Here is a 26,100-nt window from a genome sequence, read left to right on the forward strand (position 1 = left end):
TGACAGGTGGGAGTCAGGGGTGCTGGGAGGAGACCGAGACGACCTCCCCGGTCATGTACGAGGAGTAGCCGCTGGCCAGGAAGACGATCACGTTGGCCACCTCCCACGGCTCCGCCGAACGCCCGAACGCCTCCTTGGCCGCCAGCTCCGCCAGCAGCTCCTCGCTGGTCACCTTCGCCAGGAACGGGTGCACCGCCAGCGACGGCGCCACCGCGTTGACCCGGACCCCGTGCTCGGCCGCCTCCAGGGCGGCGCACCTGGTCAGCGCCATCACCCCGGCCTTGGCCGCCGCGTAGTGCGACTGGCCCCGCTGGGCCCGCCAGCCGACCACCGAGGCGTTGTTCACGATGACGCCGGAGCCCTGGGCGATCATGTGCCGCAGCGCGGCCCTGGTGCAGCGCATGGTGCCGGTGAGGGTGACGTCGATGACCGCGTGCCACTGCTCGTCGGACATCTCGGCCAGCGGGGCCGTACCGCCGAGTCCGGCGTTGTTGACCACCACGTCGAGCCGGCCGTGCGCCTCCACCACCGCGTCGAACAGCGCCAGCACCTGGGGCTCGGACGTCACGTCGCACGGGACGGCCAGCGGCTTGACACCGGTCAGCTCGGTGAGCGCCTCGGCGGCGGCGTCCAGGCGGCGCTCGTGCCGGTCCGAGAGCACGATGGTGGCGCCCTCCTCGGCGCACCGCCGGGCCGTGGCATAGCCGATGCCCGCGCCCGCGGCGGCCGTGACCAGCGTCACCTTGCCGTCGAGCAGGCCGTGCGCCTTCGGGTAGGCAGGAGGCATGGATGCTCCAATCAGCGGGGGAGTCCCAGGGTGCGCTCGGCGATGATGTTCCGCTGGATTTCGCTGGATCCGGCATAGATCGTGTCCGCCCGGCTGAAGAGGTAGAGCCGTCGCAACTCGTCCGGCTCGCCCACGAGACCCGCCCTGCCCTGGACGGCCTGCGCCAGCTCGCCCAGCCGCCGGTGCCACTCCGACCAGTACAGCTTGGCGATCGACGCCTCGGGGCCCGGGTCGGGCCGTAGCATCCGCAGCGCGTTCAGCCTCATGATCTCCAGCTCCAGCCACGACTGGACGAGCCGGTCGCGCAGGACGGGGTCGTCGGCCGCGCCGGTCCGCCGGGCCGTCTCGATCACCTTGGCCAGCTCCCGCCGGAACCCGATCTGCTGGCCCAGCGTGGACGCGCCGCGTTCGTGGCCCAGGGTGGCCATCGCGACCCGCCAGCCGTCGCCGGGCGCGCCGAGCACGTTCGCCGCCGCCGTGCGCGCGCCGTCGAAGAACACCTCATTGAACTCCGAGGTGCCGGTGAGCTGCACGATCGGCCGTACCTCGACGCCGGGCCGGTCCATCGGGACCAGCAGGTACGACAGCCCGTGGTGTCGCCGCGAGCCCGGCTCCGTACGGCACAGGACGAAGCACCAGTTCGCCACGTGGGCCAGCGAGGTCCAGACCTTCTGGCCGGTGATCACCCATTCGCCGCCTTCCAGACGCGCGCTGGTCCGGACGTTCGCCAGGTCGGAGCCGGCCTCGGGCTCGGAGTAGCCCTGGCACCACAGCTCGTCGCCGCGCCGGATCGGGGGCAGGAAGCGGTCCTTCTGCTCGTCGGTGCCGAACTCCAGGATGGTGGGGCCGATCAGCCCCTCGCCGATGAGGCCCACCCGGGCGGGGGCGTCGGCCCTGGCGTACTCCTCGTGGAAGGCCACCTGGTCGGCCAGGGAGGCGGCGCGGCCGCCGTACCGCTCGGGCCAGCCCAGGCAGGTCCAGCCGGCCTTGCCGAGGTGGCGCTCCCACGCGTGCCGGAGCTCGTGGCCCTCGTGCTCGCGGCCGGGCCCGCCGAGCCCCCTGGCGTGCGCGAACGCGCCGCTCAGCTGCTCCTCCAGCCAGGCTCTGGCCTGCGCCCGCAGCCCGGAGGCGGCGTCCCCCGCCGCGGTTCCGGGCAGGGTTGACTCGGGCAGGCTCCGGTCGGGTGGGCCCTGCTCAGGCAGGGTCAACGAAGCCGCCGTAGCCGCCGCGGAAGAACACCAGCGGGCCGCCCTCCGCGTACGTGTCGAGCTGGAGCACCCGGGCCACCACTATCAGGTGGTCTCCCGCCGGGTGCTCGGCCTCGACCTCGCAGTCGATCCAGGCCAGCGCGCCGTCGAGCACCGGGTTGCCACCGGGGGAGCCGGTCCACCGCAGGCCGGCGAACTTGTCCCCGCCCTTGGCCGCTAACTGGAGGCAGACGTCCTGCTGGTGCTCGGCCAGCACGTTGACGGTGACGACCTTGGCGCCGCGCGCCTTGGGCCAGCTCGTACTGGTGTGCGCCACGCAGAACGCCACCAGTGGCGGGTCGAGCGAGACGGAGGTGAACGAGTTGGCCGCCAGGCCGCAGGGCCGGCCGGTCACCGGATCCACCGCCGTGATCGCCACCACGCCCGTCGCGAACCTGCCCAGCACCTGCCGGAAGCGGCGGCTGTCCAGGTGGCCGTTCGGGCTGTGCTGAGATGGGCCCGTCGGCATGGCGGCTCCGTTGCGAATCCTTCGATGGGGCGTCGGAAGGCCGCGACAGCCGTCCGGCGCGATGAGCCGGGCAGCATGTGTGCTCATGATCCGCCTCCTCGTCCACCGGCTGTCCGTATCATACCAAGCGCTTGCTTGGACGGAAGGGGGGGCCGGGAAAAGGTGCCAAGAACCCGTGCCGTCAGGGGCGGCGCGCGTTGACATGGGGGAAATTTCCAGCCTACCGTGACGAATGTGGCCAAGCGCTTGCTTGAATTCCGGGATCGCACCGCGATCGCCGGGGTCGGCTACACCCCCTTCACCAGGAATTCCGGCGTCTCCACCCTGACCCTGGCCTGCCGCGCCGTGCTGGCCGCGCTGGAGGACGCGGGCCTCACCCCGGACGACGTGGACGGCCTGGCCACGCACCGGGTCGGCGACTCGGCCCCGCCCACCCTGGTCGGCCCCGCCCTGGGGCTGGCGGACCTGTCCTGGCACCTGGACCAGTTCGGCGGCGGCAGCGTCTCCCATGCCGTCGTCGGCCAGGCCGCGCTGGCGGTGGCGGCGGGCATGGCCGAGACGGTCGTGTGCTACCGGGCCATCAACGCCCGCTCGGAGTTCCGCATGGGCGGCACGGGCCGGGGGGTGCCGGCGAGCCCGGAGGTGCAGTATCAGGCGCCGTACGGGTTCTTCGCGCCGCCCCAGCAGTACGCCATGTACGCGCGGGCGCACATGCTGAAATACGGCACTAAAGCGGAGCACTTCGGGCAGTTGGCGGTCACCCAGCGCGCCAACGCCGCCAAGAACCCCCGGGCGCTGATGCGCACGCCCATCACGCTGGAGGACTACCTGGCGAGCCGGTGGATCGCGGAGCCGTTCCGCCTGCTGGACTGCTGCCTGGAGACCGACGGGGCCTGCGCCGTGGTCGTCACCACCCGCGAACGCGCCCGCGACCTCCGCCGCCCGCCCGTCTCCATCTCGGCCGCGGCCTGGGGCGGCGGCACCTCGCATCTGTCCGGCGCCGCGGCCGACCCCACGGTGACGGCCGCCGCCGCCCTGGCCCCGCGCCTGTACGCGCAGGCGGGCCTCGGCCCGGGCGACATCGACGTGGCCGAGCTGTACGACTGCTTCACGTACTCGGTGATCGTCCAGTTGGAGGACTACGGGTTCTGCGCCAAGGGCGAGGGCGGCCCGTACGTGGCCTCCGGCGCCACCTCGCCGGCCGGCGAGCTCCCGGTCAACACGCACGGCGGTTTCCTGTCGGAGGGCTACGTCCACGGCATGAACCACATAGCCGAGGCGGTGTCGCAGCTCAGGGGCGAGGCTGGGGACCGGCAGGCGCGCGGGGCCGAGGTGGCGCTCTCGACCGCCCAGCCCGGTTACATCCTCCCCGCCACCTCGGCCCTGATCCTCAGGAGGGCGTGATGTACCGGCCCGAGCCCGACCGCGACTCCCGGCAGTGGTGGGAGCGGCTGGCCGGGGGAGAGTTCGCCGTGCAGGAGTGCGACGCCTGCGCCACGGTACGTTTCCCGCCCCGGGCGTTCTGCCCGGCCTGCCGTACGGAGGCGTGGCGCTGGCGGGCGGTGGAGCCCGAGGGGACGGTGGAGAGCTGGATCGTCAACCACCAGCCGTTCATGCCGGGGTTCCAGGTGCCTTATGTGGTGGTGATGGTCAGGCCGGCGACGGTGCCCGGGTGCCTCGTGTACGGCGGCTGGCGCGGCGAGCGCCCGCCGGAGCCCGGGGAGCGGGTCCGGGCCGTCCGTATCCGGGTGGACGAGGAGCTGAGCCTGGTCGACTGGATCCCGGCCGAGACCTCGGAACGGGCGGATATCCATCCGTTCGACCGCAAGTCCTCCCACTGATCGGCCTGATTCTCGAATGGATTCGTTCCCATAAACCCCATCAGTCCCACCATCCCGAAGGTGCCCCCAGGTTGGGCTCCGAGGGTCGATGATTGGCGTAGGCGTCGATGCGGACGACTCGGATTTGGCGGCGGACGTGAGTGGTTCGGGCTCAGTGTCAGGCGTGGCCACGAGGTCACGAGTCACGATCATGCCTGCTCGCCTGTCATCGGGGCCGCGTGGCCCGTACCTTCTCGTCGCGGGTGGCCCCGCGTGGGCGGGAGGGGTCAGGGGCCGGGCGGCGCGGGCGCCCCCTCGTACCAAAAAAAGAAACCCCCGGTATGGGGGTGGATCGGCGGTTCCCTGGTTCCCGGGAGGAAGGCGCGCCCTGGCGGGCGTGGGGGACCCGCCAGGACGCGCTTCCTGCCCCGTGAGCGGCGGCGCCAGGACTCCGGCGAGGGATGGAGTCCTAGACCGTTGGTCCGAACACGGAGTCGGTGGGGGAGCGCGAAGGCTCGCGGTGCCGGTAACGTGCGGCGATGCGTCGAGCTGCACCAACCGGGTCATCAATGGGGTGCGTGACGGGGGCGCCACCCTCCTCGTTCCAGACAAAGGATCCGTCCTTGCACCACACGGTCAGCTCAGTCAACGCCGATAGCGCAGGTTCGCCATTGCTCTGGTAGGTGTGGGTGAACCCCTGGCGTGGCAACGCGTAACGCAGTAAACGTGTTGCACCGCTGGAGTCATGCCAGGGCTGGTATGGCGTTCCCGTGCGGACCGGCAACACTGGCCTTCACCCCCTCACCGGCCTTTAGATGGATTTGTACCAACGAATGGATGATGGGCCGGGCGAGGTGGTTTGGTCAAGGGGTTGTGGCCTGCTAGAACCAGATCGTCTAAATTGTTGGAACAAAAGGGGTGAAAGTGGCAAGGTCGGTGCTGTATCAGCAGGTGGCTTCGGAGTTGCGACGAGCCATCTACTCGGGTGTCCTCGGCCCGGGGGCACAGCTACCGACCGAGGCGCAGCTCATGGAAGACCATGGGGTGAGCAGGAACACCGTAAGGCTGGCCCTCGGTGAGCTCGTCAACGAAGGGCTCGTGACGCGCACGCCGCGGCGCGGCACCGTGGTCAGAGATCGCAGACCGCTGCTGATCTATCCGCAGCGGGAGCTGGAGCCGCAATCCACGGGGCAACTGCGGGAAGCCTTCGCCTATGCCGTGGCGCAGGAAGGCCGCGAGCCGAGCCAGTACATCGAGGTGCTGACGGTGTCTCCTGTCGAGGAGATCGCCAGCAGGCTGGAGTTGGCGGATGGGGAATTGGCGGTGGTGAGACGCCGTCTGCGTTTCGTGGACGGCCAGCCGTACAACACCAACGATTCCTATTTCCCCCGTGACCTGGTTGCGGACTCCGAGATCGCCAGGCCCGGAGACATCGCGCGTGGGGCGAACCGGGTGCTGGAAGAGCTGGGCCATGCGCAGATACGCGTCGTGGACGACATCTGGGCCCGCATGCCCAACCAGGAGGAGGCCGAGCGTCTCCAACTAGAGCTCGGCACGCCAGTCATGGTCTATGTCCGAGTTGGTTACGACGGGGCCGATATGCCAGTGCGTGTCGCCGTGTCGGTGCTTCCCGCCGACAAACATTTGATCAGATACGAGCTCGATCGCCGCTGACGGGCTCGGTTGAAGGGGTGATCCCGCCGGCCGGGCGCAGCGAGAAATAGCCGCCTCGCTGGCCATGGGGAGTCGTGCATACTCCCCTAAATCGCCATTTATCCATATATATCGGGTCTATGGCCGAAATTCGCCCCTGCGCACCATGGCGTCATCACGCTGTGTACAAGCGCGAACACCCAACGCAACGGGAGTCCTCTTATGCACACCACGACACTGCTTCATCCCCTCGCCCTCCGGCAGGCGGAGCCCACCGACCTTCCCGGCGTCCTCAGGCTGCTCGCCGACACCTCCGAGTGGCTCTATTCGCAGGGGGTCCGTCAGTGGCCCCGCGGTGGATTCGGTCCTGAGCGGATCGAGCCGCTCATCGAGGAGCGGGTGCTCTACCTGCTCGACGACGAGCTCCGATACCTCGACCCCGACGAGTCGGCTCCGCCGGTGGCCACCATCGCCCTCGACGACCACGCCGACCCGGAGTTCTGGACCCCTGCCGACCGCCCCTCGTCGGCCCTCTACATCCACAAACTGGCCGTCGCCCGGCCCTGGGCGGGCAGCGGTCTCGGAGACGCGCTCCTGGACTGGGCCGGGAGCATGGCGTACGCGGCCGGGCTGCCCTGGCTGCGCCTGGACTGCGCCAAGGACAACCGGCGGCTGCAGGACTACTACCGGAGCCGGGGCTTCAGGCACATCCGCACGGTGGACCTTCCGCACCGCGCGTCGGGCGCCCTCTTCGAGCGACCGTCGGAAGACGTGTCCACCACGGTCTTCCGTGACCTCACGATCGCCGAACTGATCAGCGCCTGACCCCCACCCGGGCCCGCCCCCCTAACCCCGGGCCCGCACCCCCCAACCCTCCCAGGCACACCAACCACCACCATGAAGTCCCCGAGCCCGCACCCCCCACTCCAGCTCTCTTGAGCCCGCACCCCCCACTCAGTCCCTGAGCCCGCATCCCCCAAAGCTCGTTTGAGCCCGCATCCCCCACTCCAGCTTTCTGGAGCCCGCACCCCCACTCAGCCCCTGAGCCCGCACCCCCCACTCGCCGCAGGGACATGACCTCGGCACCCGACCCGGGCCGGCACCCCCCCATCCCTCCCAGGGCATCGGCCACCCACCCCACGTCCCCGCCCTCGCACGGGCATCTGACCTCGCACTCCCGCCTCGTCCAATCGACCACCTATGTCCCCGACTTCTCGTGCGGGCATCGGGCTCTTACTTCCGCCTCGTCGGACGGCTTTGCCTCCGCTGGGGTTCTGTCGCTGTCGCTTGTGTTGCCTTCGCCCTGCCCTGCCGCCGGCCCCGCGCAGGCGTGGCTTTTGCGGGCCGAACTCCTGTGGGCCGGGCTCTTGCGGGCGGGGCTCCTGTGGGCGGGGCTCTTGCGGGCGGGGCTCCTGTGGGCGGGGCTCCTGCGGGTTGGCGATCAGGGGTGCGGGTCACGGGTGGGGCGCCGTCCGCATTGCGCCGGGCCCCACCGCACACCTCCTCGCCGACGCGGCGCGCCAGGGGAGGGCCGGGGGCCGGGGGCTCGTAGGGGGTCAGGCTGCGCCGGCGCAGCACCTGGCCCGCCCGACCCCCTGCGAGGGGACGCGTCGGGGGGTCTCGCGCCAGAGGGCCTGTGCCGGGGGAAGACGCGCGTGCACTGCGCCATGGGGGCTGCGCCAGGAGGTCCGCGCCAGGCAGACCCGCGCCAGGCAGACCCGCGCCGGGGGGACTCGCGCCGGGGGGACCCGCGTCAGGCAGACCCGCGCCAAAGAGGCCCCGCGCCAGGGAGGACTGTGCCGGCGGAGGAGGGCCCTGCACTAGGAGCTCCCCCAGGAGGCCTGCACCAGAAGCCCTTGCCAGGGAGGTCTCGCGCCAGAAGTCCCGCGCCAGAAGTCCCGCGCCAGAAGTCCCGCGCCAGAAGTCCCGCGCCAGAAGTCCCGCGTCAGGGGCCCGGCGCCAGGCAGACCCGCACCAGGGGCCCGCGCCAGAGAGGCTCCGCGTCAGGAGCCCCGTTTCAGGAGGCTCTGCGTCAGGAGTCCGGCGCCAGGCAGACCCGCTAGGCAGACCCGCGCTAGGCAGACCTGCGCCGGGGAGACCCGCGTCAGGCAGACCCGCGCCAGGGAGATCCGCGCCAGGGAGATCCGCGCCAAGGAGGTCCGCGCCAAGGAGGTCCGCGCCAAAGAGGTCCCGGGCCAGGGAGGACTGTGCCGGTGGAGGGCACGCGAGGGCCCTGCACCGGGAGCTCCCCCAGGAGGCCTGTGCCAGGAGCCCCTGCCAGGGAGGTCTCGCGCCAGAAGTCCCGTCAGGAATCCGGCGCCAGGCAGACCCCACCGGGGCCCCGCGCCAGGGGGGTTCCGCGTCAGGAGTTCCGCGCGAGGCAGACCCGCGCCAGGGAGGGTCCTTCCCGGGATGGGGCGTTGGGTGGGCCTCAGGGGTGTCCTCAGGGGTTTGTGGCGGGGTGCGAGGGCCCCGTGGGCTCGCTGGCTCTGTGCTTGCGTCTGGGCGGCTCTCGGGCGTTCCGAGGGGGCTTGTGGCGGGGGTGGTCGAGGGGGTGTGTACGGATCGGTGGGGGGTGGGGAGTGCGGTGGGGAGGGCGGGTGGGGGTGGGGTGAGCTGGGAGGTTGGTGGGGTGGGGGAGGTTTTTGCCATCACCGACAGAATGGGTCAGAGCACCATATAACCTCTCCTGCATGACCGGATCCCTGCTCGAGGTGATCGCGCTGAACGTGCGCGACGCCGTGGCCGCTGAACAGGGCGGAGCCGACCGGCTGGAGGTTGTCGCCGACATGGCGGCCGACGGGCTGACCCCGTCACCGGAGACCGTTGCCGCGATCTCCGCGGAGTGCCCCCTGCCCCAAATGGTGATGCTCCGCTGCGACGCCAACTTCATTGCCGACGCCGACGTCCTGGACCGGTTGCGACGCGACGCCAAGGCGCTGGCGCAGGCGGGGGCGGCCGGGTTCGTGTTCGGGTTCCTGGACGGCCAGGGCGTCGTCGACCTCGCGGCCACCGAGGCGCTCATTCACGCCGTCTCCCCGCTCCCATGGACGTTCCACCGGGCCGTCGACCACGCCGCCGACGTACAGGCGTCCTGGCGGGCCGTGCGCCTGCTGCCCAACCTCGCCACCGTGCTCACCTCAGGCTCGCCCGCCGGCGTGGGCCAGGGCCTGCCGGTGCTGAAGACGCGCGCCGCGGCGGGGGACGGCTCCATCATCCTGGCCGGTGGCGGCCTACGGCCCGGGCACGTGCCCGCCCTGCTCGATTACGGCATCCGCGCCTTTCACGTGGGATCCGCCGTCCGGGCGAGCTGGTCGGACCCGGTCGAATGGCGGCTCGTCCGGCAGTGGCGGGCCCTGGTGGAGCGCGACTGAAGCCGTGGTCCGGCCGGGCGGGGGCCGGACGGCGGAGGAGAGCGGCGCAGAGCAGCAGGGCGGGTTCAGGGGAGGGCGGCGTCGGCTCGGCGTAGTGCCGCCGCGAGGGTGCGGATCGTGGCGGGCTCGTCCATGATCCCGCCCTCGGCCGCCCGCCGCTCCTCCCAGGCCCGCACCCGCTCCCGGTAGGCGCCGTAGCGGGCCAGGTGGAAGGCGTAGACGGTGGCGAACCTGCTCACCAGATGCGCCGGATGCATGTCCCAGCCCTGGTAGAACCCGTGCGCGAGCGAGTGCCGGACCAGCTCGGCGTGCCGCCGCCACAAAGCGTGCACATCCCGTACGGACTCCGAGGCGGGCGCGGCGGCCAGCGACCCGTCCGACAGCTCCACCCCCGTGCCCGCGAACGCCGTCTGCATCACGTGCCGGGCGTGATCGCAGGCCGGATGGTCGAGCCGCTGCTCGTGCGGCGGCAGCCCGATCGCGGCCGTGTAGTCGAACACCCCGAAGTGCGCCGCCGCCAGCCGGCCGCCCAGCGCCTCCGGCAGCTCGCCGCGCAGGAACGCCAGCGTCTGCGGCGCCTCCACCTGCATCTCGAAGCGCAGCCTGGGCACCCCGAGGGCCGCCTCCAGCCGCTCCAGCACGCCCACGAACTGCCCCAGGTACGCCTCCATGAGCACTTTCGGAAAGGTCACCGTGAATCCGCCGGGCAACTCCCCGGCCCGCTCCACCACCCCGGCGACGAACCCCTCCAGCGTGCGCACCGCCCGCTCCGGATCCCCGTCGGCGAACGACTTCACCCGTGGCCCCCACCGCCGCGGCAACGCCCCCGCCGCGTGCAGGGCGGCCACCGCCTCGGCCGCCCGCGCCACGTGCCCGTCCTCCTCGGAGTCGGGCCGTACGCCGTAGCCGTCCTCGAAGTCGATCCGCAGGTCCTCGATCGGCTCGGCCGACAGCTTGCGCAGCACCCGCTCGTGCACGGCGGCGGCCAGCCCCTCGTCCGCCCCGAACACCTCACCCACCTCGTAGGGCCCGGCCAGGTGCGCCTTGACCAGGGACAAGGCCTGTTCGCCCCACTCGGCGACGGTCCCCGCCGAAAATCGGTCGGCGGGGACGTACACGGTGTGCACCGGCTGCCAGCCGGGCTCGGCCGCGGGGAAGCGGGCCAGCTGGGCCCGGTGGACCTCCTCGAAGCCCTCAGGACGGACGGCACGCACGGAGCATGGCCTCCAGCCCGACGATCTTGACGCGCTCGCCCCGGCCCAGCGTCCTGGCCAGGTCGGCCTCGGCGGTCTCGATCGCCAGCCAGTCGTCGTAGGTCACGGGCCGCACGCCACGCTCGGCCAGCAGCGCGTCGATGGACCCCCGGGGCGTCTCCTCGCGGTCGGCGAGGTCGGCGAGCAGGGTCCGGACGGTCTCGGCGGCGTCGGACTTGTTGGTGCCGATCACCCCGGTCGGCCCGCGCTTGAGCCAGCCCGCCACGTATTCGCGGTCCCGCACCCGTCCGGCCTCGTTCGGCACGGTCATGGTCCGCTCCGAGAACGGCACCCCGGGCAGCGGGACGCTCTGGTAGCCGACCGAGCGCAGCACCATGCCGACCGGCAGCGTCTCGAACTCGCCGGTCCCCACCACGCGGCCCTCCTCCGACAGGCGGGTGCGTTCGAGCCGCAGGCCCTCGACCCGCTCGGAGCCGAGGATCTCCACGGGCCGCAGCCAGAACCGCACGTCGAGGCGGCGCGGCCGGCCGACCGGCTCGCGGGTGGACCACGACTGCAGGACCTTGATGTTGCCCTGGATCTGGCGCGGGAAGTCGCCGCCCAGCACGACGGCCTCCTCGGGGCGCACGCAGACGTCGGCGTTGGCCAGCTCGCCGAGCTCGCGCAGCTCCTTCAGGGTGAACTTGGCGTGCTCAGGCCCCCGCCGGCCGACCATGTGGATGGCCTTGACCTGGCTCTCTTCGAGGCGTTCGAGCACGTCGTGGGGCACGTCGGTGGCGCGCAGCTCGTCGGAGGTCTTGGCAAGCACGCGTACGACGTCCACGGCGACGTTGCCCACGCCGATCACCGCGACCTCGGAGGAGTCGAGCGTGAACCGGCCGGGGTCGACGTCGGGATGCCCGCAGTACCAGTTGACGAAGTCGGTCGCGGCCACGCTGCCCGGCAGGTCCTCGCCCGGGATGCCGAGCTTCCTGTCCACCATGGCACCCGTGCAGTAGACCACCGCGTCGTAGGCGCCGAGCAGGTCCTCGACGGACACGTGGGTGCCCAGCGTGACACCGCCCAGGAAGCGCACCTGGGGCAGCTCCAGCACCCTGCGCAGGTAGTTGGCGATCGACTTGATCGAGGTGTGGTCGGGCGCGACGCCGTACCTGACCAGCCCGTACGGGGTGGGCAGGCGTTCGAGGACGTCGACCTCGACCGGCCCGGCCGACTGCTTGACCAACGCCTCGGCCGTGTAAATCCCGGCGGGGCCCGACCCGATGACCGCCACGTGCAACGTCACGCTGCCTCCTAAGACCCGGCTACACACGTCCCACTAGATGTAACCGGTCAGTGTGATCGATGTATCCCCGATCCCCGGTGCGGATGAACCCGTCTCGCGCGATGACCACATGATCGGGACTCCCTGCCAACGTAGCGGCTCATCACCGCGACTGAGCGCAGCACGCCGTACCCGACTACCCGTCCGGCATCGCCCGTGAATCGCGCCGCAGGGCGAGTTTGTCCACTTTGCCGTTGACGTTCGTGGGCAGGGCGTCGACCACGACGACCCGTTTCGGGACCTTGTAGTTGGAGATCTCGGCCCGCGCCCACGCGAGCAGGGCTTCGGGGTCGAGGGCAACCCCCGGCCGGGGGACGACGAACGCGACGCCCGCCTCGCCCGTGACCGGGTCCGGCACGCCGATGACCGCGACCTGGGCCGGCGAGCCCTCCATCAGCAGCAGCGACTCGACCTCGGCGGGGGAGACGTTGAAGCCGTTGACGGTGTAGAGGTCCTTCTTGCGGTCCACGATGGCGAGGTTCCCCGACCCGTCCAGCACGCCGACGTCGCCCGTGTGCAGCCAGCCCGCCGCGTCGATGACCTCGGCCGTCCGCTCAGGATCGTCCCAGTAGCCGCGCATCACGCCGTAGCCGCGCTGCAGGATCTCGCCGCGCGCCCCGGGCGGGACGGGCCGCCCGTCGTCGCCGACGATCATGACCTCGATGCCGGGCACGGGCCTGCCGGTGGTGTTCGCGATCACGGCCACGGGGTCGCCGGCCCTGGTCATGGAGACGACCGTGCCCTCCATCAGCCCGTACGCGTTGATCACCCGTTCCAGGCCGACCCGCTCGACCAGCCGGGTGATCAGGGCGGCCGGTACGGCGGCGGCCCCGCAGATGGCCACCCGCAGCGACGAGACGTCCCAGGAGGCGCGGTCCAGCTCGTCCAGGATCCGGTGGAACAGGGTGGGCGGCCCGGCCAGGATCGTGATCCGCTCCGACGCGATCAGCGACATCAGGGCGTCCGGGGTGAAGAGGGGGGTCGGCACCATGGTGGCCCGGCGCAGCACGCAGGCGATGAGCCCGGCGTTCAGCCCGAAACCATGGCTGAACGGGGCGATCACCGGATAGCGGTCGTGCTCGTCGAGGGTGACGATCTCCGACCAGTCCCAGTAGCCGCGCAGGATCTGGGCGTGGTCCAGCATGACGCCCTTGGGCGTGCCGGTGGTGCCCGACGTGGACATGATCTCGCACAGGTTCGGCGGGCGGACGGCCAGCGCCCGGTCCTCGACCTCGCTCAGGGGGATGCGGGTGCCGGAGCCGCGTAATCCGGAGTCGGGGCGGACGACGTGCCGCAGGCCCGGCAGCCGGGGCAGCCGGTCGGCGAGCGGGGTCTCCGCCGGGCCCGCCCCGGTGATCAGCACCTCCACGCCCGTCCTGGTGATCAGCTCGGCCGCCTCGATGCCCTTGTAACGCGAGGAGAGCGGCACGATCACCGCGCCCGCGTCCCAGATCCCGAACGCGTGCAGCACCCAGTACGCCGAGTTCAGCCCCCACATCGCCACCCGGTCACCGGGGCCGACGCCCAGCGCGAGGAGGCCGCGGGCGATCTCGGCGGCGGCGGCCCGCAGCTCGGACATGGTCACCGTCGTGCCGCGGTCGGCGACCACGACGGCGTCGGGGTACCGCTCCGCCTGGTGGCGCAGCATGCGGGGGAGCGTCCCCCAGTCCGGCATCGACGCCATCGTCTCACCCCTGGATGATGAGCGCGCGGTCCCTGCCGAGGTGATGGCCGCGCAGGTCGTTCACCGTGCCGGGCACGGGGGTCTCGCGGACGTCCCGGGCGATCTCCACCTCGATCGAGACCGGGGTCAGCGCCTGGACGGCCTGCCTGATCCGGGACCGCCACATGGGGTTCCCGACCAGGCTCTCCCTGCCGAACGTGACCATGAGCACGGCCGTGTCCAGCGTCCCCGGCCGGCTGATCGCGAGCTCCCAGCCGGTCACGCCGTCGATCCTCGACAACGCCTTCTCGATCCGCGGCAGCGCCAGCCACACGCCCCTGACCAGGACGTGCCCGCCCACTGTGTGCGCGGGGGCGGGGATGCCGGGGGTGCGGGTCCCGGTCACGTACCCGGTCCTGAGCACGGCGTCGCCGAGCGTCGAATGCCCGTACGGGGTGACGACCAGCTCGGCCGGCGACGCCCCCGGATCGGCCGGCACGTCCTTGGCCAGGGCGGCGAGCCCCAGCAGGCCGTCCGCGAGCGGCGTGAGCGGGTCCTCCTCGGCCGCCCGCCACGCCAGGGCCCCGCCGCCGAACGGGCTGGCCAGCACCTCCGTCACCCTCGCCCCGAACTCGCCCGCCAGATGGCTCATCGTGCGCTTCGAGGCGATCTCGCCGGTCAGGACGATGGTGGCGAGCCCGAGGTCCAGCGGGTCCAGCAGGAACTCCAGGTGCAGGCGGGCCAGGAAGTCCATCGCGCCCGTCGGGGTGATCACCAGCGTGTTCGCCGCCAGCGTGGACAGCGCGTGGTGCAGGCGCATCCGGCCGCGCGGTCCCACGGCGGCGGCGGCCCCGGCCACGTCCGCGGCGGCGGCGGCCCAGAGCGCGCCCGCGGGTTCGGCCAGGGCCACCACGACACGGTCGGACGGGCCGACCCCGGCCGCCCGCAGCGCCGCCACCGTGAGTCCGGTGGCCGCCGCGCGGTCGGCGGGGCCCAGCGGGAAGACGCTGGACACGTCGGGGGAGACGAGCAGGAGACCGGTCGCGGAGCGCGCCGCGGCCCCGAGGTCGTCACGGGTCAGCCAGCGCTCCGCCGGCGTCCGGCCCGCCGTCACCGCGCCACCCCACTCACGAACGGTCCCCTCAATGCGCCACCCCACTCACGAACGGCCCCCTCAATGCGGCACCCCACTCACGAACGGCCCCGTCAACGCGCCACCCTCACCCATCAACGCGCCACCTCATTCATGAACAGCGTCATCGACTCGCACACCCGCTCGTGCGCCAGCCCGCCGACCTGCGCCTGGACGATGAGGTCGGTGGCGCCCGCCTCGGCGATCCTGGCCAGGGCCTTGCGCGAGCCGGCCACGTCGTCCACCACCACCATCAGGTGCTCGCGCAGCGTGGCCATGGCCTCCTCCGGCGGCAACCCGGCGGCGAGCTGGCCCAGCACGCGGTGGGTGGCGTGCCGGGCGTCGTGGTAGCCGGGCGGGGTGACCAGGTTGACCTGGCGGCGGATGTACCACAGGACGGCGTCGGCGGCGGTGCCGTTCGCCGCGTCCCGCGTCGGGGCGACGAACCAGGGGATCATGAGGGCGACGCGGCGGGTGGCCGGGTCGAAGCCGCTGTCCGCCAAGCATTCCCGATATCTCGTGATGTCGGCGGCGACGTCGTCGATGCCTTTGAGCATCGTCATGCCGAGCAGGTGGTAGCCGTGCCTGGCGGCGGCCAGGTAGCCGTCGAGCGAGGTGGAGGCCACCCACACCGGGGGATGCGGCCGCTGCGCGGGACGCGGGTAGACGGCCACGTCGGGGATCTCGAAGAACTCGTTCGACCTGGTGACGGGCTCGCCGTCGGCCCGCCAGATGGCCAGCGCGGCCTCCAGGGAGTCCTCCCAGATCCGCCGCGACTGCTCGAACGGGCGCTGGAACGCCTGGTACTCCAGCGGCGAGGCCCCCCTCCCCGTCCCGAACTCCACCCGCCCGCCGCTCAGCACGTCCAGCGTGGCGACGCGCTCGGCCGTGCGGATCGGGGACTGGAACGGCAACAGCACCACGCCCAGCCCCAGCCGGATGCGCTCGGTGCGCTGCGAGATGGCGGCCAGGACCAGATCGGGAGCGGAGGAGTGGGAGAAGCCCCGGGTGAAGTGGTGCTCCACGAACCAGGCCGTGTCGAAACCCAGCCGGTCGCCCAGGACGACCTGGTCGATCACGTTCCGGAACGCCTGCTGCTCTACTTCGCGCGTACGACCGCGGACCTCCAGCTCATATCCCAGGCTGATCCGTAGGGACGTCATCGCGCCTCCGGGAGTTGGTTAACCAAGCGCTCGCTTGGTAGAGCGTATCAGCGGCAAAGACTTGCGGGAAGGGCGCGTACGCGATCAGAGTGGATGCTCGTGAAGCGAAAGCACGTGCTGCGGCGGCCGAAGGACGGCGCGGGCTCCGACGTCGCCGACGATGACCTCTCGCTCACCAGCGCCCGCCGCTACGAAGCGTTCGGCCGGGTGATGGCCGCGCTCGCCACCGAGGCCGACTTCATCGAGTCGTGCCGCGACCTCACGTGGTGGCGCGGGGCCGACCACAGCTGGCACATCGAGTGGCGCGACGGCCCGTATGCCTCCGAAGTGGCCTCCCTGCTCGCCGAGGAGGTGCGCGACCCGGACTTCGACGGCTCGCTCGTCATCGAGGCCGGCCCCGGCAGCGACGGCTCGGCCGTGCTCGACGTGATGGGCGTGCGGTTCGAGCTGCGCGCGATCGACCCGATGGGGCGGGCGACCGTACGCGAGCGCCCGGGCTTCTGGCGTCTGTCCGAGGCCCTGGACACCACCCGCCGCACCAACACCCGCCATCCCTGGGAGGAGCTGCTCGGCGGTTAGCCGGCGAAGATGCGCTCCGCGAGACGGGCGCGGTGAGCCTGTGGCGGCCCGAACAGCTGCGCGTCGGAGGTGGCCCGCTTGAAATAGCGGTGCGCGGGATGCTCCCAGGTGATCCCGATGCCGCCGTGGATCTGGATGTTCTCGCCCGCCGCCGCCAGGTAGGCCTCGGTGCAGTACGACCCCGCCACCGCCGCCGACAGCTCGTCACCGGCCGCCGCCCCCGCCGCCGAACTGGCCGACTCCACGAGCAGCAGCAGGTCGGCCAGCTTGTGCTTGATCGCCTGGAACGACCCGATCGGCCGCCCGAACTGCCGCCGCGTCTTCGCGTACTCCACCGCCATCTCCAGGCATCGCCGCGCCCCGCCCACCTGCTCGGCGGCCAGCGCGGCGATCCCGAGGTCGCGCACCCGGGCCCACGACCCGCCGTCGCCGAGGGGCTCCACCGGGGTGGCGCGGAAGGACAACTCCTGCAGCGGCCGGCTCTCGTCCATGGTCGGGTACGTCCTGCGCTCCGCCGGCGCGGCCCGCACCAGCAGGCCCCCGGTGTAGACGAGCACCACCTCGCCCGCCAGCGCGTACGGCACCACGCCCGTCAGCAGGCCCCCGTCGAGCCACAGGTCGCCGTCGCCTGGCAGCACCACGGTGGCGGTGGTCGTCCCCGTGGCCAGCGCCTCCAGCAGGTCACCGGCCCCGCCGGCCCGGGCCGCCGCGACGGCCATCACCGCCGACTGCAGGAACGGGTGGGGTGACAGCACCCGGCCCAGCTCCTCGGCCACGGCCGCCGCCTCGGCGGGGCCGCAACCCGTGCCGCCGTACTCCTCGGGGACGAGCAGGCCGGCGACTCCCAGGTCGCGCGCCAGCTCCCGCCAGGACGCGCCGGGCCGGTCGGCGAGATGGGCGCGGACGACGGCGCGGAGCTCATCGGCGAGCGTCATGGCCGGATGCTAACCAAGCGATTGCTTGCCACACAACACCCGGTGACGCCACGCCGTTCGCCGCCCCGATCACGGCCCTCATGGCAGGCCGGATCCCGTCGGCGGCGTGACTCCGGACGCCGCTCCGGCCGGGGCTCGCGGATAACGCCGAGCGAGCGGTCGCCCCGACTGGATAGCCTGTAAGCCTCCGCATCCAGGTACGAGCAAGGAGTAGCCGTGTTGCTGCGCATGTCGTCGTTGTTTCTTCGCACCCTGCGGGACGACCCGGCAGACGCGGAAGTGCCGAGCCACAAGCTCCTGGTCCGCGCCGGCTACGTCCGTCGTGTCGCGCCCGGCATCTACTCGTGGCTGCCCCTGGGCAAGATGGTGCTCGAAAACGTCGCCCGCGTCGTCCGCGAGGAGATGAACCGGATGGGCGGCCAGGAGGTGCTCTTCCCCGCCCTGCTGCCCCGCGAGTTCTACGAGGCCACCGGCCGCTGGACCGAATACGGTGACACGCTGTTCCGGCTCCAGGACCGCAAGGGCGCCGACTACCTCCTCGGTCCCACCCACGAGGAGCTCTTCACCGACATGGTCAAGGGCGAATACTCCTCGTACAAGGACTATCCGGTCACGCTCTACCAGATCCAGACCAAATACCGCGACGAGGCCCGGCCCAGGGCGGGCATCCTGCGCGGCCGGGAGTTCGTCATGAAGGACTCCTACTCCTTCGACCTCGACGACGACGGCCTCAAGCGCTCCTACGAGCAGCACCGTGAGGCCTACATCCGGACGTTCGACCGGCTCGGCATCGACTACAAGATCGTGTTCGCCGTGTCGGGGGCGATGGGCGGCTCGGCGTCGGAGGAGTTCCTGGCACCCACGCCCACGGGCGAGGACACGTTCGTGGCCTGCCACACCTGCGGCTACGCGGCCAACGCCGAGGCCGTCGTCACGACCGCCCCGGCCGCCGGCGCGATCGAGGACGCGGCGCCGCTGCGGGTGCTCGACACGCCCGGCACGCCCACGATCGAGAGCCTGGTGTCCCACGTCAACGAGCACCACGGCCTGTCGATCACCGCCGCCGACACCCTGAAGAACGTCGTCGTCAAGGTCGTCACGCCGGGCTCCGACAAGGTGGAGACGCTGGTCATCGGCGTGCCCGGCGACCGGGAGGTGGACTTCAAGCGCCTGGAGGCGGCGCTGTCGCCCGGCGAGCCCGCCATCTTCGAGGCCGCCGACTTCGCCGCGCATCCCGGCCTCGTACGCGGTTACATCGGCCCGCAGATCCTGCGCGAGCTGGGCATCCGCTACCTCGTCGACCCCCGCGTGGTCACCGGCACGTCCTGGGTCACGGGCGCCAACGAGGCGGGCAAGCACGCCGCCAACGTGGTGGCGGGGCGCGACTTCATTCCCGACGGCACCATCGAGGCCGCCGAGGTGCGCGCCGGCGACCCCTGCCCCCGCTGCGGCTCGTCGCTGTCCATCGACCGGGGCATCGAGATCGGCCACATCTTCCAGCTCGGCCGTAAATACGCCGACGCCGCGGGGCTCGACGCCCTCGGCCCCGACGGCAAGCCCATCCGCATCACCATGGGCTCCTACGGCATCGGCGTCTCGCGCGCCGTGGCGGTCATCGCCGAGCAGGCCCACGACTCGCTGGGCCTGGTGTGGCCCCGCGAGGTGGCCCCGGCCGACGTGCACATCGTCGGGACCGGCAAGGAAAACCAGGTGGAGGCCGCGCTGGAGCTGGCCGCCGAGCTGGAGTCGCGCGGGGCGCGGGTGCTGGTCGACGACCGGGCCCAGGTGTCGCCTGGCGTGAAGTTCAAGGACGCGGAGCTGCTCGGGGTCCCGACGATCGTGGTGGTCGGCCGGGGGCTGACGCAGGGCGTGGTGGAGCTCCGCGACCGCGTCTCGGGCGAGAAGTCGGAGATCCCGCTCACCGAGGCCGCCGACCGCATCTTCGCCGCCCTGACCTGACGGCCCGCACCCGAGTGTGACGGTCGGGCCCGCCGAGCCCATGCCCGCCGCTGGACGGGCACGGGCCTCGGCGGACCCGTCCTCGCCCGCCCCGCCGGTGCCCCGGCCTACTCTCCGTCCTTCACCACTGAGGGAGAGACCGTGGCCGGGGCGGTGGCGGCGACCGGCATGCCGGGGAACGCCGCGGGCTGGGCGGGCCGGAAGTCGTAGGAGCGGGTCACGGCGTCCTGCATGGCCAGCGCGGCATAGCGGCGCAACGAGGCGTCCCGCGCCGCGGCCAGCTCCAGGTAGGCGGCCGTGACGCCGGTCTCCAGCTGCACCGCCAGCCGGACCGCCTGGGTGGCGTTGCCGGGGAAGAACGGCAGCTCGTAGGACGCGTCGGGCTCCACCGGCCTGCCGCCGTGCGCCGTGATGTACGCCCGCAACCGGTCGCGGCCGGCCCGGTGGGCCTCGAACGCCGCGGTCATCCTGTCCCGCAGCGGACCCGACGTCCGCGCGCCCAGCAGCCCGTACGCGTACAGCGCCGCGTGCTCGGCCGCCAGCGCCTTGCGCAGCTTCTCGACGTCGTCGGCGCTCTTCTCGCTCACTGTGCTCCCGTCACGATGCTCACCTCAGGCCCCCACCAGGCTCACAGCGACCTCGGCAGCGCCACGACATGGGCGGCCTCGCAGGCGCCGATGCTGGCGATCAGCTGGGCCACCCCGGGCGAGACGTCGGCGAGCTGGCGGGTGCGCAGCTCGGCCGCCTTGGCCTCCAGGTCCCGCAGCCGCGACAACGACACCCGCTTCGGGGTGGCCGACGCCGTGGGCTGCGGCGTCCCCGACGCCGGGAGCGGTGACGCGGTGACGACCACATGCTTGCGCAACTCGTTGACGTGCGCCTGGTGGCGATCACGGAACGGGACCAGCTTTTCCGCCCCGCCGGCGATCAGGGAAGAATAGAGCGCGATCGTGCGTTCCTTCTCCGCGATCAGGTCTTTCAGCAGCCGGCTCTCGGGGGTGTCCGTGGCCTGGGGGGTCGGCGCGGAAGTGGGGGCGGAGGAGCTGCAGGCGGTCAGAGCCGCCACTCCGCCCGCCAGCAAGGCTCGCCGGGACAGGTGAAGCGGGCGCACGGGCTTGGACCTCCAGTGACGACGGACGCAGATAGCATCGTACGGGCTGGCACCCACGATCGCTGTCAGGCGACGCTCGCCATTCGACCACGCCGAGTGGCGCTCTTTCCGTGCCCGCATACGGATAGGGTGTCAACTGTCGTCGCTGGCTGAGCGGCCACGCGGCGGGAGCCTGAGGCGAGGTCCGCCCGGCTGAGTACATGACAATAGGGGAGGTCGATATGGGCAGCGCATCACCCCGCGACCACCTGATGAAGCTCCTTGAGCCCGTGGTCAGCGCGGAGGGCCTCGATCTGGAGGACATCACGGTCACCCAGGCAGGCAAACGACGACTGGTCCGCGTGATCGTCGACCGGGACGGCGGCGTGAGCCTCGACGACGTGGCCGACGTGAGCCAGGCCGTGTCCACGGCACTCGACGACGACGACTCGATGGGACAGGCGGCCTACACGCTCGAGGTTTCCTCGCCGGGCGTCGACCGTCCCCTCACCGAGCCGCGCCACTGGCGCCGGGCCGCCAAGCGGCTGGTGAAGGCGGAGATGAGAGACGGCTCCATCGTGGAGGGCCGCATCATGACCGCGGACGACGGCGGTGTCGACCTCGATGTCGCGGGCACCGCACGCAGGCTTGATTACGAAGACCTGACCCGGGGACGGGTACAGGTGGAGTTCCGCCGACTCGACGACGTCGACGGCGAAGGCTAGGGGGGAGCCGTCGTGGACATCGACATGAGCGTCCTGCGCAGCCTGGAGCGAGAAAAGGACATCTCCTTCGACCTGGTCGTCAAGGCGATCGAGGACGCGCTGCTGATCGCGTACTTCCGTACTGACGGCGCCGCCGCCAAGGCGCGCGCCGAACTCGACCGCGGCAGCGGTCACGTCACGATCTGGGCGGCCGAGCTGGACGAGGAGGGTGAGGTCGTCAGGGAGTTCGACGACACGCCCAACAACTTCAGCCGGATCGCCGCCACCACCGCCAAGCAGGTCATCCTGCAGCAGCTGCGGGACGCCGAGGACGAGATCAACTTCGGTGAGTTCGCCAGCCGCGAGGGTGAGCTGGTCTCCGGCGTCATCCAGCAGGGCAAGGACCCGCGCGTGGTGCTGGTCGACCTGGGCAAGATCGAGGCCGTGCTGCCGCACGCCGAGCAGGTCCCCGGTGAGGAATACGTGCACGGAGAGCGCATCCGCGCCTACGTCGTGCAGGTGAAGAAGGGCCACAAGGGCCCCTCCGTCACCCTGTCGCGCACGCATCCCGGGCTGGTGAAGAAGCTGTTCGCGCTGGAGGTGCCGGAGATCGCCGACGGCACCGTGGAGATCGCCGCGGTGGCGCGGGAGGCCGGCCACCGTACGAAGATCGCGGTCAGGTCCCGCAAGCCCGGCGTCAACGCCAAGGGCGCGTGCATCGGCCCGATGGGCTCGCGCGTGCGCAACGTGATGACCGAGCTGCACGGTGAGAAGATCGACATCATCGACTGGTCAGAGGATCCGGGCGAATTCGTAGGGAATGCCCTGTCGCCCGCACGTGTTTCCCACGTGGAGGTTCTCGATCTCGAGGGGCGCGTGGCGCGGGTGACCGTACCCGACTACCAGCTCTCGCTGGCCATCGGCAAGGAAGGGCAGAACGCCCGGCTGGCCGCGAGGCTCACCGGATGGCGGATCGACATCCGGCCGGACACTCAGGCCGAAGATGCCGCCGGTTCCGTAGATGCGTCAACACGGTAAGCTGGAATATGGTGGCCAAGCGGTCCCGCAGCGCACTTGTGTGGGCTGCCGGGTCCGCGCGGCTAAGTCCGAGCTGCTCCGTCTGGTGCGGGTTGAGGATCAGGTGATCCCTGACCTGCGAGGACGGCTCCCGGGCCGTGGTGCATCGCTGCATCCGTCCGTGAGTTGTCTGGAGCTTGCCGAGCGCCGCCGAGCGTTTCCGCGCGCGTTCCGCGTGCCGGGGCCGCTTGACGTCTCGCGCGTGCGGGCGCACCTGGAGGGAGACCACGAAATGTCATGTAGGACGCCGAGTTGATGGGCGGAGTCAGATTGCTATGAGCGCCTGATGAGCACGCGGCGATGAAGACGTCAAGGTAGCGACGGTCCGGACGGCATAGCCAGCCTCCCGGGCCGAGTAAGGGAGTGCAGTGGCGAAGGTCCGGGTATACGAGCTCGCTAAGGAGTTCGGCGTAGAGAGCAAGGTCGTCATGGCCAAGCTCCAGGAGATGGGGGAGTTCGTCCGTTCGGCGTCCTCGACCATCGAGGCGCCGGTGGTCCGCAGGCTCACCGAAGCTCTGGGCGCATCGAAGGGTGGGCCCTCCAGGGGCGGCGGCTCGCCGTCCAACAAGCCGCAGCCGCCAAAGGCTGCGCCCCGGCCGGCTGACAGCCAGGCCGGTAATGGCGCCTCGGGGGCGCCGATCCCCTCTGCCCCGCGTCCGGGTCCGAGGCCCGGTCCGCGTCCTGGTCCCGCGGGCGGCGGTCAGCCGCGCCCGCCGGTGCCCATGCCGCACCCGCCGCAGCAGCAGCCTGAGGCCGCGCGCGGTGAGACCTCCGGGGCTCCGCAGGCACGTTTCGAGAGTGCTGCGCCGTCCCGTCCGACTCCGGGTCCGCGGCCCGGTCCTCGTCCGGGTCCCAAGCCCGGCCCGCGTCCTGGTCCCGCCGGTGGCGGTGGTGGCGGTGGCCAGCAGGCGCCGCGTCCCGGCGCCCCCGCCGGTGGTGGTGGTGGCCCGCGGCCCGGCCCGGGTCCCAAGCCGGGTCCCCGTGGCCCGCGTCCCGGCAACAACCCGTTCTCATCCAACGCGAGCGGCATGGGCCAGTCCCGTCCGCCGCGCTCCGGCGGCAACCGCGACGGTGGCGGTCCGGGGCAGCGCGAGCGTCGTGACGGTCCGCCGCGCGACGGCGCGATGCCGCGTCCGCCGCAGGGTCGTGGCGGCGGCGAAGGCAGGCCCTCCGGTCCCGGCGGCCCGCGTCCCGGCCCGCCCTCCGGCGGTCCGCGTCCCGGTCCCGGTGCCGGTGGTCCCCGCCCCGGTGGCCCGCGTCCCAACCCGATGATGATGCCGCAGGGTCGTCCCTCCGGTCCTGGCGGCGGCGGTGGCCGTCCTGGTCCCGGTGGCGGCGGCGGTGGCGGTGGCGGTCGTCCCGGCGGTGGCGGCGGTGGCCGTCCCGGTGGTGGCGGCGGCGGTCGTCCCGGTGGTGGCGGCGGGTTCGCCGGTCGTCCCGGTGGCGGCGGTGGCGCCGGCCCGCGCACCAGCACCGGTGGTCCCGGTGGCGGCGGCGGTGGCTTCGGCGGCCGTCCGGGTGGCGGCGGCCGTGGCCGTGGTGGCGGCACCGCGGGAGCCTTCGGGCGTCCCGGCGGCCGTCCCGCGCGTGGCCGCAAGTCCAAGCGCCAGCGGCGCCAGGAGTTCGACAACATGTCGGCGCCGGCGATCGGCGGCGTGCAGGTCGCTCGCGGCAACGGCGCGACGATCCGCCTGCCGCGCGGCGCGTCGCTGGCCGACTTCGCCGACCGCATCGGCGCGAACCCCGCCTCCCTCGTGCAGATCATGCTGCACCTCGGTGAGATGGTGACCGCGACCCAGTCGGTCAACGAGGAGACGCTGCAGCTCCTGGGCGCCGAGCTGGACTACGACATCCAGGTCGTCAGCCCGGAGGAGGAGGACCGCGAGCTGCTCGAGGCCTTCGACATCGAGTTCGGCGAGGACGAGGGCGACGAGGCCGACCTGGCCGCGCGTCCGCCGGTCGTGACCGTCATGGGTCACGTCGACCACGGTAAGACCAAGCTGCTCGACGCCATCCGCAAGACCAACGTGGTGGCGCGCGAGGCGGGTGGCATCACCCAGCACATCGGCGCTTACCAGGTCGCCGCCGAGCACGACGGCGAAGACCGGAAGATCACCTTCATCGACACCCCGGGTCACGAGGCGTTCACCGCCATGCGTGCCCGTGGCGCCAAGTCCACCGACATCGCGGTGCTGGTGGTCGCGGCCGACGACGGTGTGAAGCCGCAGACGATCGAGGCCCTCAACCACGCCCAGGCGGCCGACGTGCCGGTCGTGGTCGCGGTCAACAAGATCGACAAGGAGGGCGCCGACCCCAACAAGGTGCGCGCCCAGCTCACGGAATACGGCCTGGTGGCCGAGGAATACGGCGGCTCGACGCTGTTCGTCGACATCTCGGCGAAAAACGGCACGGGCATCGACCAGCTCCTCGAGGCCATCCTGCTCACCGCGGACGCCGAGCTCGACCTGCGGGCCAACCCGACGATGGACGCCCAGGGCATCGCGATCGAGGCGCACCTCGACAAGGGCCGTGGCCCCGTCGCGACCGTCCTGGTCCAGCGCGGCACGCTGCGCGTCGGCGACTCGATCGTGTGTGGCGAGGCCTTCGGCCGCGTTCGCGCGATGCTCGACGACAACGGCGACGCGGTCGAGGAGGCCACGCCGTCCCGTCCCGTCCTGGTGATGGGTCTGACGGCGGTGCCGAGCGCCGGTGACAACTTCATCGTGGTCACCGACGACCGCATGGCCCGGCAGATCGCCCAGCAGCGCGCGGCGCGCAAGCGCAGCGCCGACATGGCGAAGTCGAGCCGTCGCCGCACCCTTGAAGAGCTGTTCAGCGACCTTGAGAAGGGCCGCGTCGACGAGCTCAAGCTCATCATCAAGGGTGACGTGTCCGGTTCGGTGGAGGCCCTGGAAGACGCCCTGCTCAAGATCGACGTCGGCGACGAGGTCAGGCTCCGTGTCCTGCACCGCGCGGTCGGCGCGATCACCGAATACGACGTCAACCTGGCCGTCGCCGACGACAACGCGGTCATCATCGGCTTCAACGTGCGCCCCGAGCCGCGGGCACGCGACCTGGCCGAGCGCGAGGGCGTCGACATCCGCTACTACTCGGTCATCTACCAGGCGATCGAGGAGATCGAGGCGGCGCTCAAGGGCATGCTCAAGCCCGAGTTCGAAGAGGTCCAGATGGGCACGGCGGAGGTCCGCGAGGTCTTCAAGGTGCCGAAGATCGGCAACGTCGCCGGTTCGCTGGTCCGCTCCGGCGTGATCGTCCGCAACAGCAAGGCCAGGGTGATCCGCGATGGCGTCGTCATCGCCGACAACCTGACCGTCTCCTCCCTGCGTCGCTTCAAGGATGACGCGACCGAGGTCCGCGAGGGCTTCGAGTGCGGTATCGGGGTCGGCTACAACGACATCCGGATCGACGACGTGATCGAGACGTACGAGATGCGGGAGAAGCCGCGCGCGTGACGCGCGGCCGGGCGCCCGGCGGGACATCCGCCGGGCGCCGCTCGCACGTCCTGGCCTGGTCCCCACCGCAGCAGGCCGGACGTGCGCTCACCACACCAGGCCAAGCGGTGGTTGCCAACGATGTATGTGGGTGCCCTGACCCTGGACATCCTGCTCGGCGACGTCAGATCGCTGAAGCAGAAGCGCTCTGTCGTCCGGCCGCTGATCGCCGAACTGCAGCGACGTTATCCCAGCATCGCCGTGGCTGAGACCGGCCACCTCGACCTGCATCGCAGGGCGGAGGTCGGCGTCGCCGTGGTGTCGGCCTCCGCCGGAAACTGCCAGGAGGTGCTGGACGCCTGCGAGCGGATGGTGGCCTTCCGCCCCGAGATCGAGCTGCTGTCGGCCAGGCACCGGCTCTACAACGACGAAGATTGAACGACAGCACGGCCAGGACG

Annotated in this window: 23 protein-coding genes; 12 read left to right on the forward strand and 11 right to left on the reverse strand. The window is 71.7% G+C overall.

Annotation, left to right across the window (positions count from 1 at the left end):
- Positions 1–13: 13 nt before the first annotated feature.
- Genes BLS95_RS44920 through BLS95_RS44930 form a run of 3 tightly spaced genes read right to left on the reverse strand, consistent with a single transcriptional unit; the run spans position 14 to position 2,503 of the window.
- Positions 14–787, reverse strand: a complete 774-nt coding sequence (locus BLS95_RS44920) for an SDR family oxidoreductase (protein WP_090945737.1) — start codon at positions 785–787, stop codon at positions 14–16.
- 11 nt (positions 788–798) lie between these two features.
- Positions 799–1,944 (reverse strand): acyl-CoA dehydrogenase family protein, encoded by a 1,146-nt coding sequence (locus BLS95_RS44925; RefSeq protein WP_090945790.1) that lies wholly within the window; start codon positions 1,942–1,944, stop codon positions 799–801.
- A gap of 37 nt (positions 1,945–1,981) precedes the next feature.
- Positions 1,982–2,503: a flavin reductase family protein gene (locus BLS95_RS44930; RefSeq protein WP_090945738.1), complete on the reverse strand. Its 522-nt coding sequence runs from the start codon at positions 2,501–2,503 to the stop codon at positions 1,982–1,984.
- A 234-nt stretch (positions 2,504–2,737) separates the two neighbouring features.
- On the opposite strand from BLS95_RS44930, the gene BLS95_RS44935 reads away from it, so the two are divergent.
- The 5 genes from BLS95_RS44935 (at position 2,738) to BLS95_RS44955 (ending at position 9,350) form a co-directional block, all read left to right on the forward strand.
- Positions 2,738–3,907 carry a thiolase C-terminal domain-containing protein gene (locus BLS95_RS44935; RefSeq protein WP_245765676.1) on the forward strand — a complete coding sequence of 390 codons (1,170 nt, stop codon included), beginning with the start codon at positions 2,738–2,740 and terminating at the stop codon, positions 3,905–3,907.
- Positions 3,907–4,344 (forward strand): Zn-ribbon domain-containing OB-fold protein, encoded by a 438-nt coding sequence (locus tag BLS95_RS44940; protein ID WP_090945739.1) that lies wholly within the window; start codon positions 3,907–3,909, stop codon positions 4,342–4,344. Before BLS95_RS44935 ends, BLS95_RS44940 begins: the two co-directional genes overlap by 1 nt.
- Before the next feature lie 915 nt (positions 4,345–5,259).
- Entirely contained in the window at positions 5,260–5,997 is a 738-nt protein-coding gene (locus tag BLS95_RS44945) for a GntR family transcriptional regulator (protein ID WP_090945740.1), read from the forward strand.
- A gap of 201 nt (positions 5,998–6,198) precedes the next feature.
- The gene (locus BLS95_RS44950; RefSeq protein ID WP_090945741.1) at positions 6,199–6,801 is read left to right on the forward strand and encodes a GNAT family N-acetyltransferase; all 603 of its coding nucleotides are present in this window, start codon (positions 6,199–6,201) and stop codon (positions 6,799–6,801) included.
- Positions 6,802–8,669: 1,868 nt separating this feature from the next.
- Positions 8,670–9,350 carry a copper homeostasis protein CutC gene (locus tag BLS95_RS44955; protein ID WP_090945742.1) on the forward strand — a complete coding sequence of 227 codons (681 nt, stop codon included), beginning with the start codon at positions 8,670–8,672 and terminating at the stop codon, positions 9,348–9,350.
- Between the two features lie 65 nt (positions 9,351–9,415).
- Here BLS95_RS44955 and BLS95_RS44960 read toward each other — a convergent pair whose 3' ends face one another.
- From BLS95_RS44960 to BLS95_RS44980, 5 genes are all read right to left on the reverse strand, one after another.
- A complete protein-coding gene (locus BLS95_RS44960) occupies positions 9,416–10,564 on the reverse strand; it encodes a DUF6986 family protein (protein WP_090945743.1) in 1,149 nt (382 codons plus the stop codon).
- Complete coding sequence (locus BLS95_RS44965; protein WP_245765677.1) at positions 10,545–11,849, reverse strand: FAD-dependent oxidoreductase; 1,305 nt, start codon at positions 11,847–11,849, stop codon at positions 10,545–10,547. The genes BLS95_RS44960 and BLS95_RS44965 overlap by 20 nt, the downstream gene beginning before the upstream one ends.
- Before the next feature lie 175 nt (positions 11,850–12,024).
- Positions 12,025–13,572 carry an AMP-binding protein gene (locus tag BLS95_RS44970; RefSeq protein ID WP_245765678.1) on the reverse strand — a complete coding sequence of 516 codons (1,548 nt, stop codon included), beginning with the start codon at positions 13,570–13,572 and terminating at the stop codon, positions 12,025–12,027.
- 4 nt (positions 13,573–13,576) lie between these two features.
- Positions 13,577–14,665: a hypothetical protein gene (locus BLS95_RS44975; protein ID WP_090945744.1), complete on the reverse strand. Its 1,089-nt coding sequence runs from the start codon at positions 14,663–14,665 to the stop codon at positions 13,577–13,579.
- A 113-nt stretch (positions 14,666–14,778) separates the two neighbouring features.
- Positions 14,779–15,846, reverse strand: a complete 1,068-nt coding sequence (locus BLS95_RS44980; protein WP_090945745.1) for an LLM class flavin-dependent oxidoreductase — start codon at positions 15,844–15,846, stop codon at positions 14,779–14,781.
- A gap of 93 nt (positions 15,847–15,939) precedes the next feature.
- Here BLS95_RS44980 and BLS95_RS44985 point away from each other — a divergent pair, with 93 nt between their 5' ends.
- Complete coding sequence (locus BLS95_RS44985; RefSeq protein ID WP_090945746.1) at positions 15,940–16,425, forward strand: hypothetical protein; 486 nt, start codon at positions 15,940–15,942, stop codon at positions 16,423–16,425.
- Here the strand turns inward: BLS95_RS44985 and BLS95_RS44990 are convergent.
- The gene (locus BLS95_RS44990; protein WP_090945747.1) at positions 16,422–17,360 is read right to left on the reverse strand and encodes an acyl-CoA dehydrogenase family protein; all 939 of its coding nucleotides are present in this window, start codon (positions 17,358–17,360) and stop codon (positions 16,422–16,424) included. The two genes, BLS95_RS44985 and BLS95_RS44990, sit on opposite strands and share 4 nt — an antisense overlap.
- Before the next feature lie 216 nt (positions 17,361–17,576).
- Between BLS95_RS44990 and BLS95_RS44995 the strand changes: the two genes are divergently transcribed.
- Complete coding sequence (locus BLS95_RS44995) at positions 17,577–19,319, forward strand: proline--tRNA ligase (protein WP_090945748.1); 1,743 nt, start codon at positions 17,577–17,579, stop codon at positions 19,317–19,319.
- A 107-nt stretch (positions 19,320–19,426) separates the two neighbouring features.
- Here the strand turns inward: BLS95_RS44995 and BLS95_RS45000 are convergent, their stop codons facing one another.
- The gene (locus BLS95_RS45000) at positions 19,427–19,906 is read right to left on the reverse strand and encodes a ferritin-like domain-containing protein (RefSeq protein WP_090945749.1); all 480 of its coding nucleotides are present in this window, start codon (positions 19,904–19,906) and stop codon (positions 19,427–19,429) included.
- A gap of 41 nt (positions 19,907–19,947) precedes the next feature.
- Positions 19,948–20,430, reverse strand: a complete 483-nt coding sequence (locus BLS95_RS45005; RefSeq protein ID WP_090945750.1) for a hypothetical protein — start codon at positions 20,428–20,430, stop codon at positions 19,948–19,950.
- Between the two features lie 221 nt (positions 20,431–20,651).
- Between BLS95_RS45005 and rimP the strand changes: the two genes are divergently transcribed.
- From rimP to BLS95_RS45030, 5 genes are all read left to right on the forward strand, one after another.
- Complete coding sequence (rimP, locus tag BLS95_RS45010) at positions 20,652–21,134, forward strand: ribosome maturation factor RimP (protein ID WP_090945751.1); 483 nt, start codon at positions 20,652–20,654, stop codon at positions 21,132–21,134.
- Positions 21,135–21,146: 12 nt separating this feature from the next.
- Positions 21,147–22,151, forward strand: coding sequence for a transcription termination factor NusA (gene nusA, locus BLS95_RS45015; RefSeq protein WP_090945752.1), 1,005 nt, complete (start codon positions 21,147–21,149; stop codon positions 22,149–22,151).
- Entirely contained in the window at positions 22,135–22,446 is a 312-nt protein-coding gene (locus tag BLS95_RS45020) for a YlxR family protein (protein ID WP_090945753.1), read from the forward strand. Before nusA ends, BLS95_RS45020 begins: the two co-directional genes overlap by 17 nt.
- A gap of 112 nt (positions 22,447–22,558) precedes the next feature.
- Positions 22,559–25,663, forward strand: coding sequence for a translation initiation factor IF-2 (infB, locus tag BLS95_RS45025; RefSeq protein WP_090945754.1), 3,105 nt, complete (start codon positions 22,559–22,561; stop codon positions 25,661–25,663).
- Positions 25,664–25,783: 120 nt separating this feature from the next.
- The gene (locus tag BLS95_RS45030; RefSeq protein WP_090945755.1) at positions 25,784–26,080 is read left to right on the forward strand and encodes a DUF503 domain-containing protein; all 297 of its coding nucleotides are present in this window, start codon (positions 25,784–25,786) and stop codon (positions 26,078–26,080) included.
- The last annotated feature ends 20 nt before the right edge of the window (positions 26,081–26,100 follow it).

Source organism: Nonomuraea jiangxiensis (assembly GCF_900099965.1).
Lineage (GTDB): Bacteria > Actinomycetota > Actinomycetes > Streptosporangiales > Streptosporangiaceae > Nonomuraea > Nonomuraea jiangxiensis.

Coding starts and splice junctions, on each gene's coding strand:
- BLS95_RS44920 (WP_090945737.1), bottom strand. CDS start 787: ATGCCTCCTGCCTACCCGAAGGCGCACGGCCTGCTCGACGGCAAGGTG.
- BLS95_RS44930 (WP_090945738.1), bottom strand. CDS start 2,503: ATGCCGACGGGCCCATCTCAGCACAGCCCGAACGGCCACCTGGACAGC.
- BLS95_RS44940 (WP_090945739.1), top strand. CDS start 3,907: ATGTACCGGCCCGAGCCCGACCGCGACTCCCGGCAGTGGTGGGAGCGG.
- BLS95_RS44950 (WP_090945741.1), top strand. CDS start 6,199: ATGCACACCACGACACTGCTTCATCCCCTCGCCCTCCGGCAGGCGGAG.
- BLS95_RS44955 (WP_090945742.1), top strand. CDS start 8,670: ATGACCGGATCCCTGCTCGAGGTGATCGCGCTGAACGTGCGCGACGCC.
- BLS95_RS44970 (WP_245765678.1), bottom strand. CDS start 13,572: ATGGCGTCGATGCCGGACTGGGGGACGCTCCCCCGCATGCTGCGCCAC.
- BLS95_RS44980 (WP_090945745.1), bottom strand. CDS start 15,846: ATGACGTCCCTACGGATCAGCCTGGGATATGAGCTGGAGGTCCGCGGT.
- BLS95_RS44985 (WP_090945746.1), top strand. CDS start 15,940: ATGCTCGTGAAGCGAAAGCACGTGCTGCGGCGGCCGAAGGACGGCGCG.
- BLS95_RS44990 (WP_090945747.1), bottom strand. CDS start 17,360: ATGACGCTCGCCGATGAGCTCCGCGCCGTCGTCCGCGCCCATCTCGCC.
- rimP (WP_090945751.1), top strand. CDS start 20,652: ATGGGCAGCGCATCACCCCGCGACCACCTGATGAAGCTCCTTGAGCCC.
- BLS95_RS45020 (WP_090945753.1), top strand. CDS start 22,135: ATGCGTCAACACGGTAAGCTGGAATATGGTGGCCAAGCGGTCCCGCAG.
- BLS95_RS45030 (WP_090945755.1), top strand. CDS start 25,784: ATGTATGTGGGTGCCCTGACCCTGGACATCCTGCTCGGCGACGTCAGA.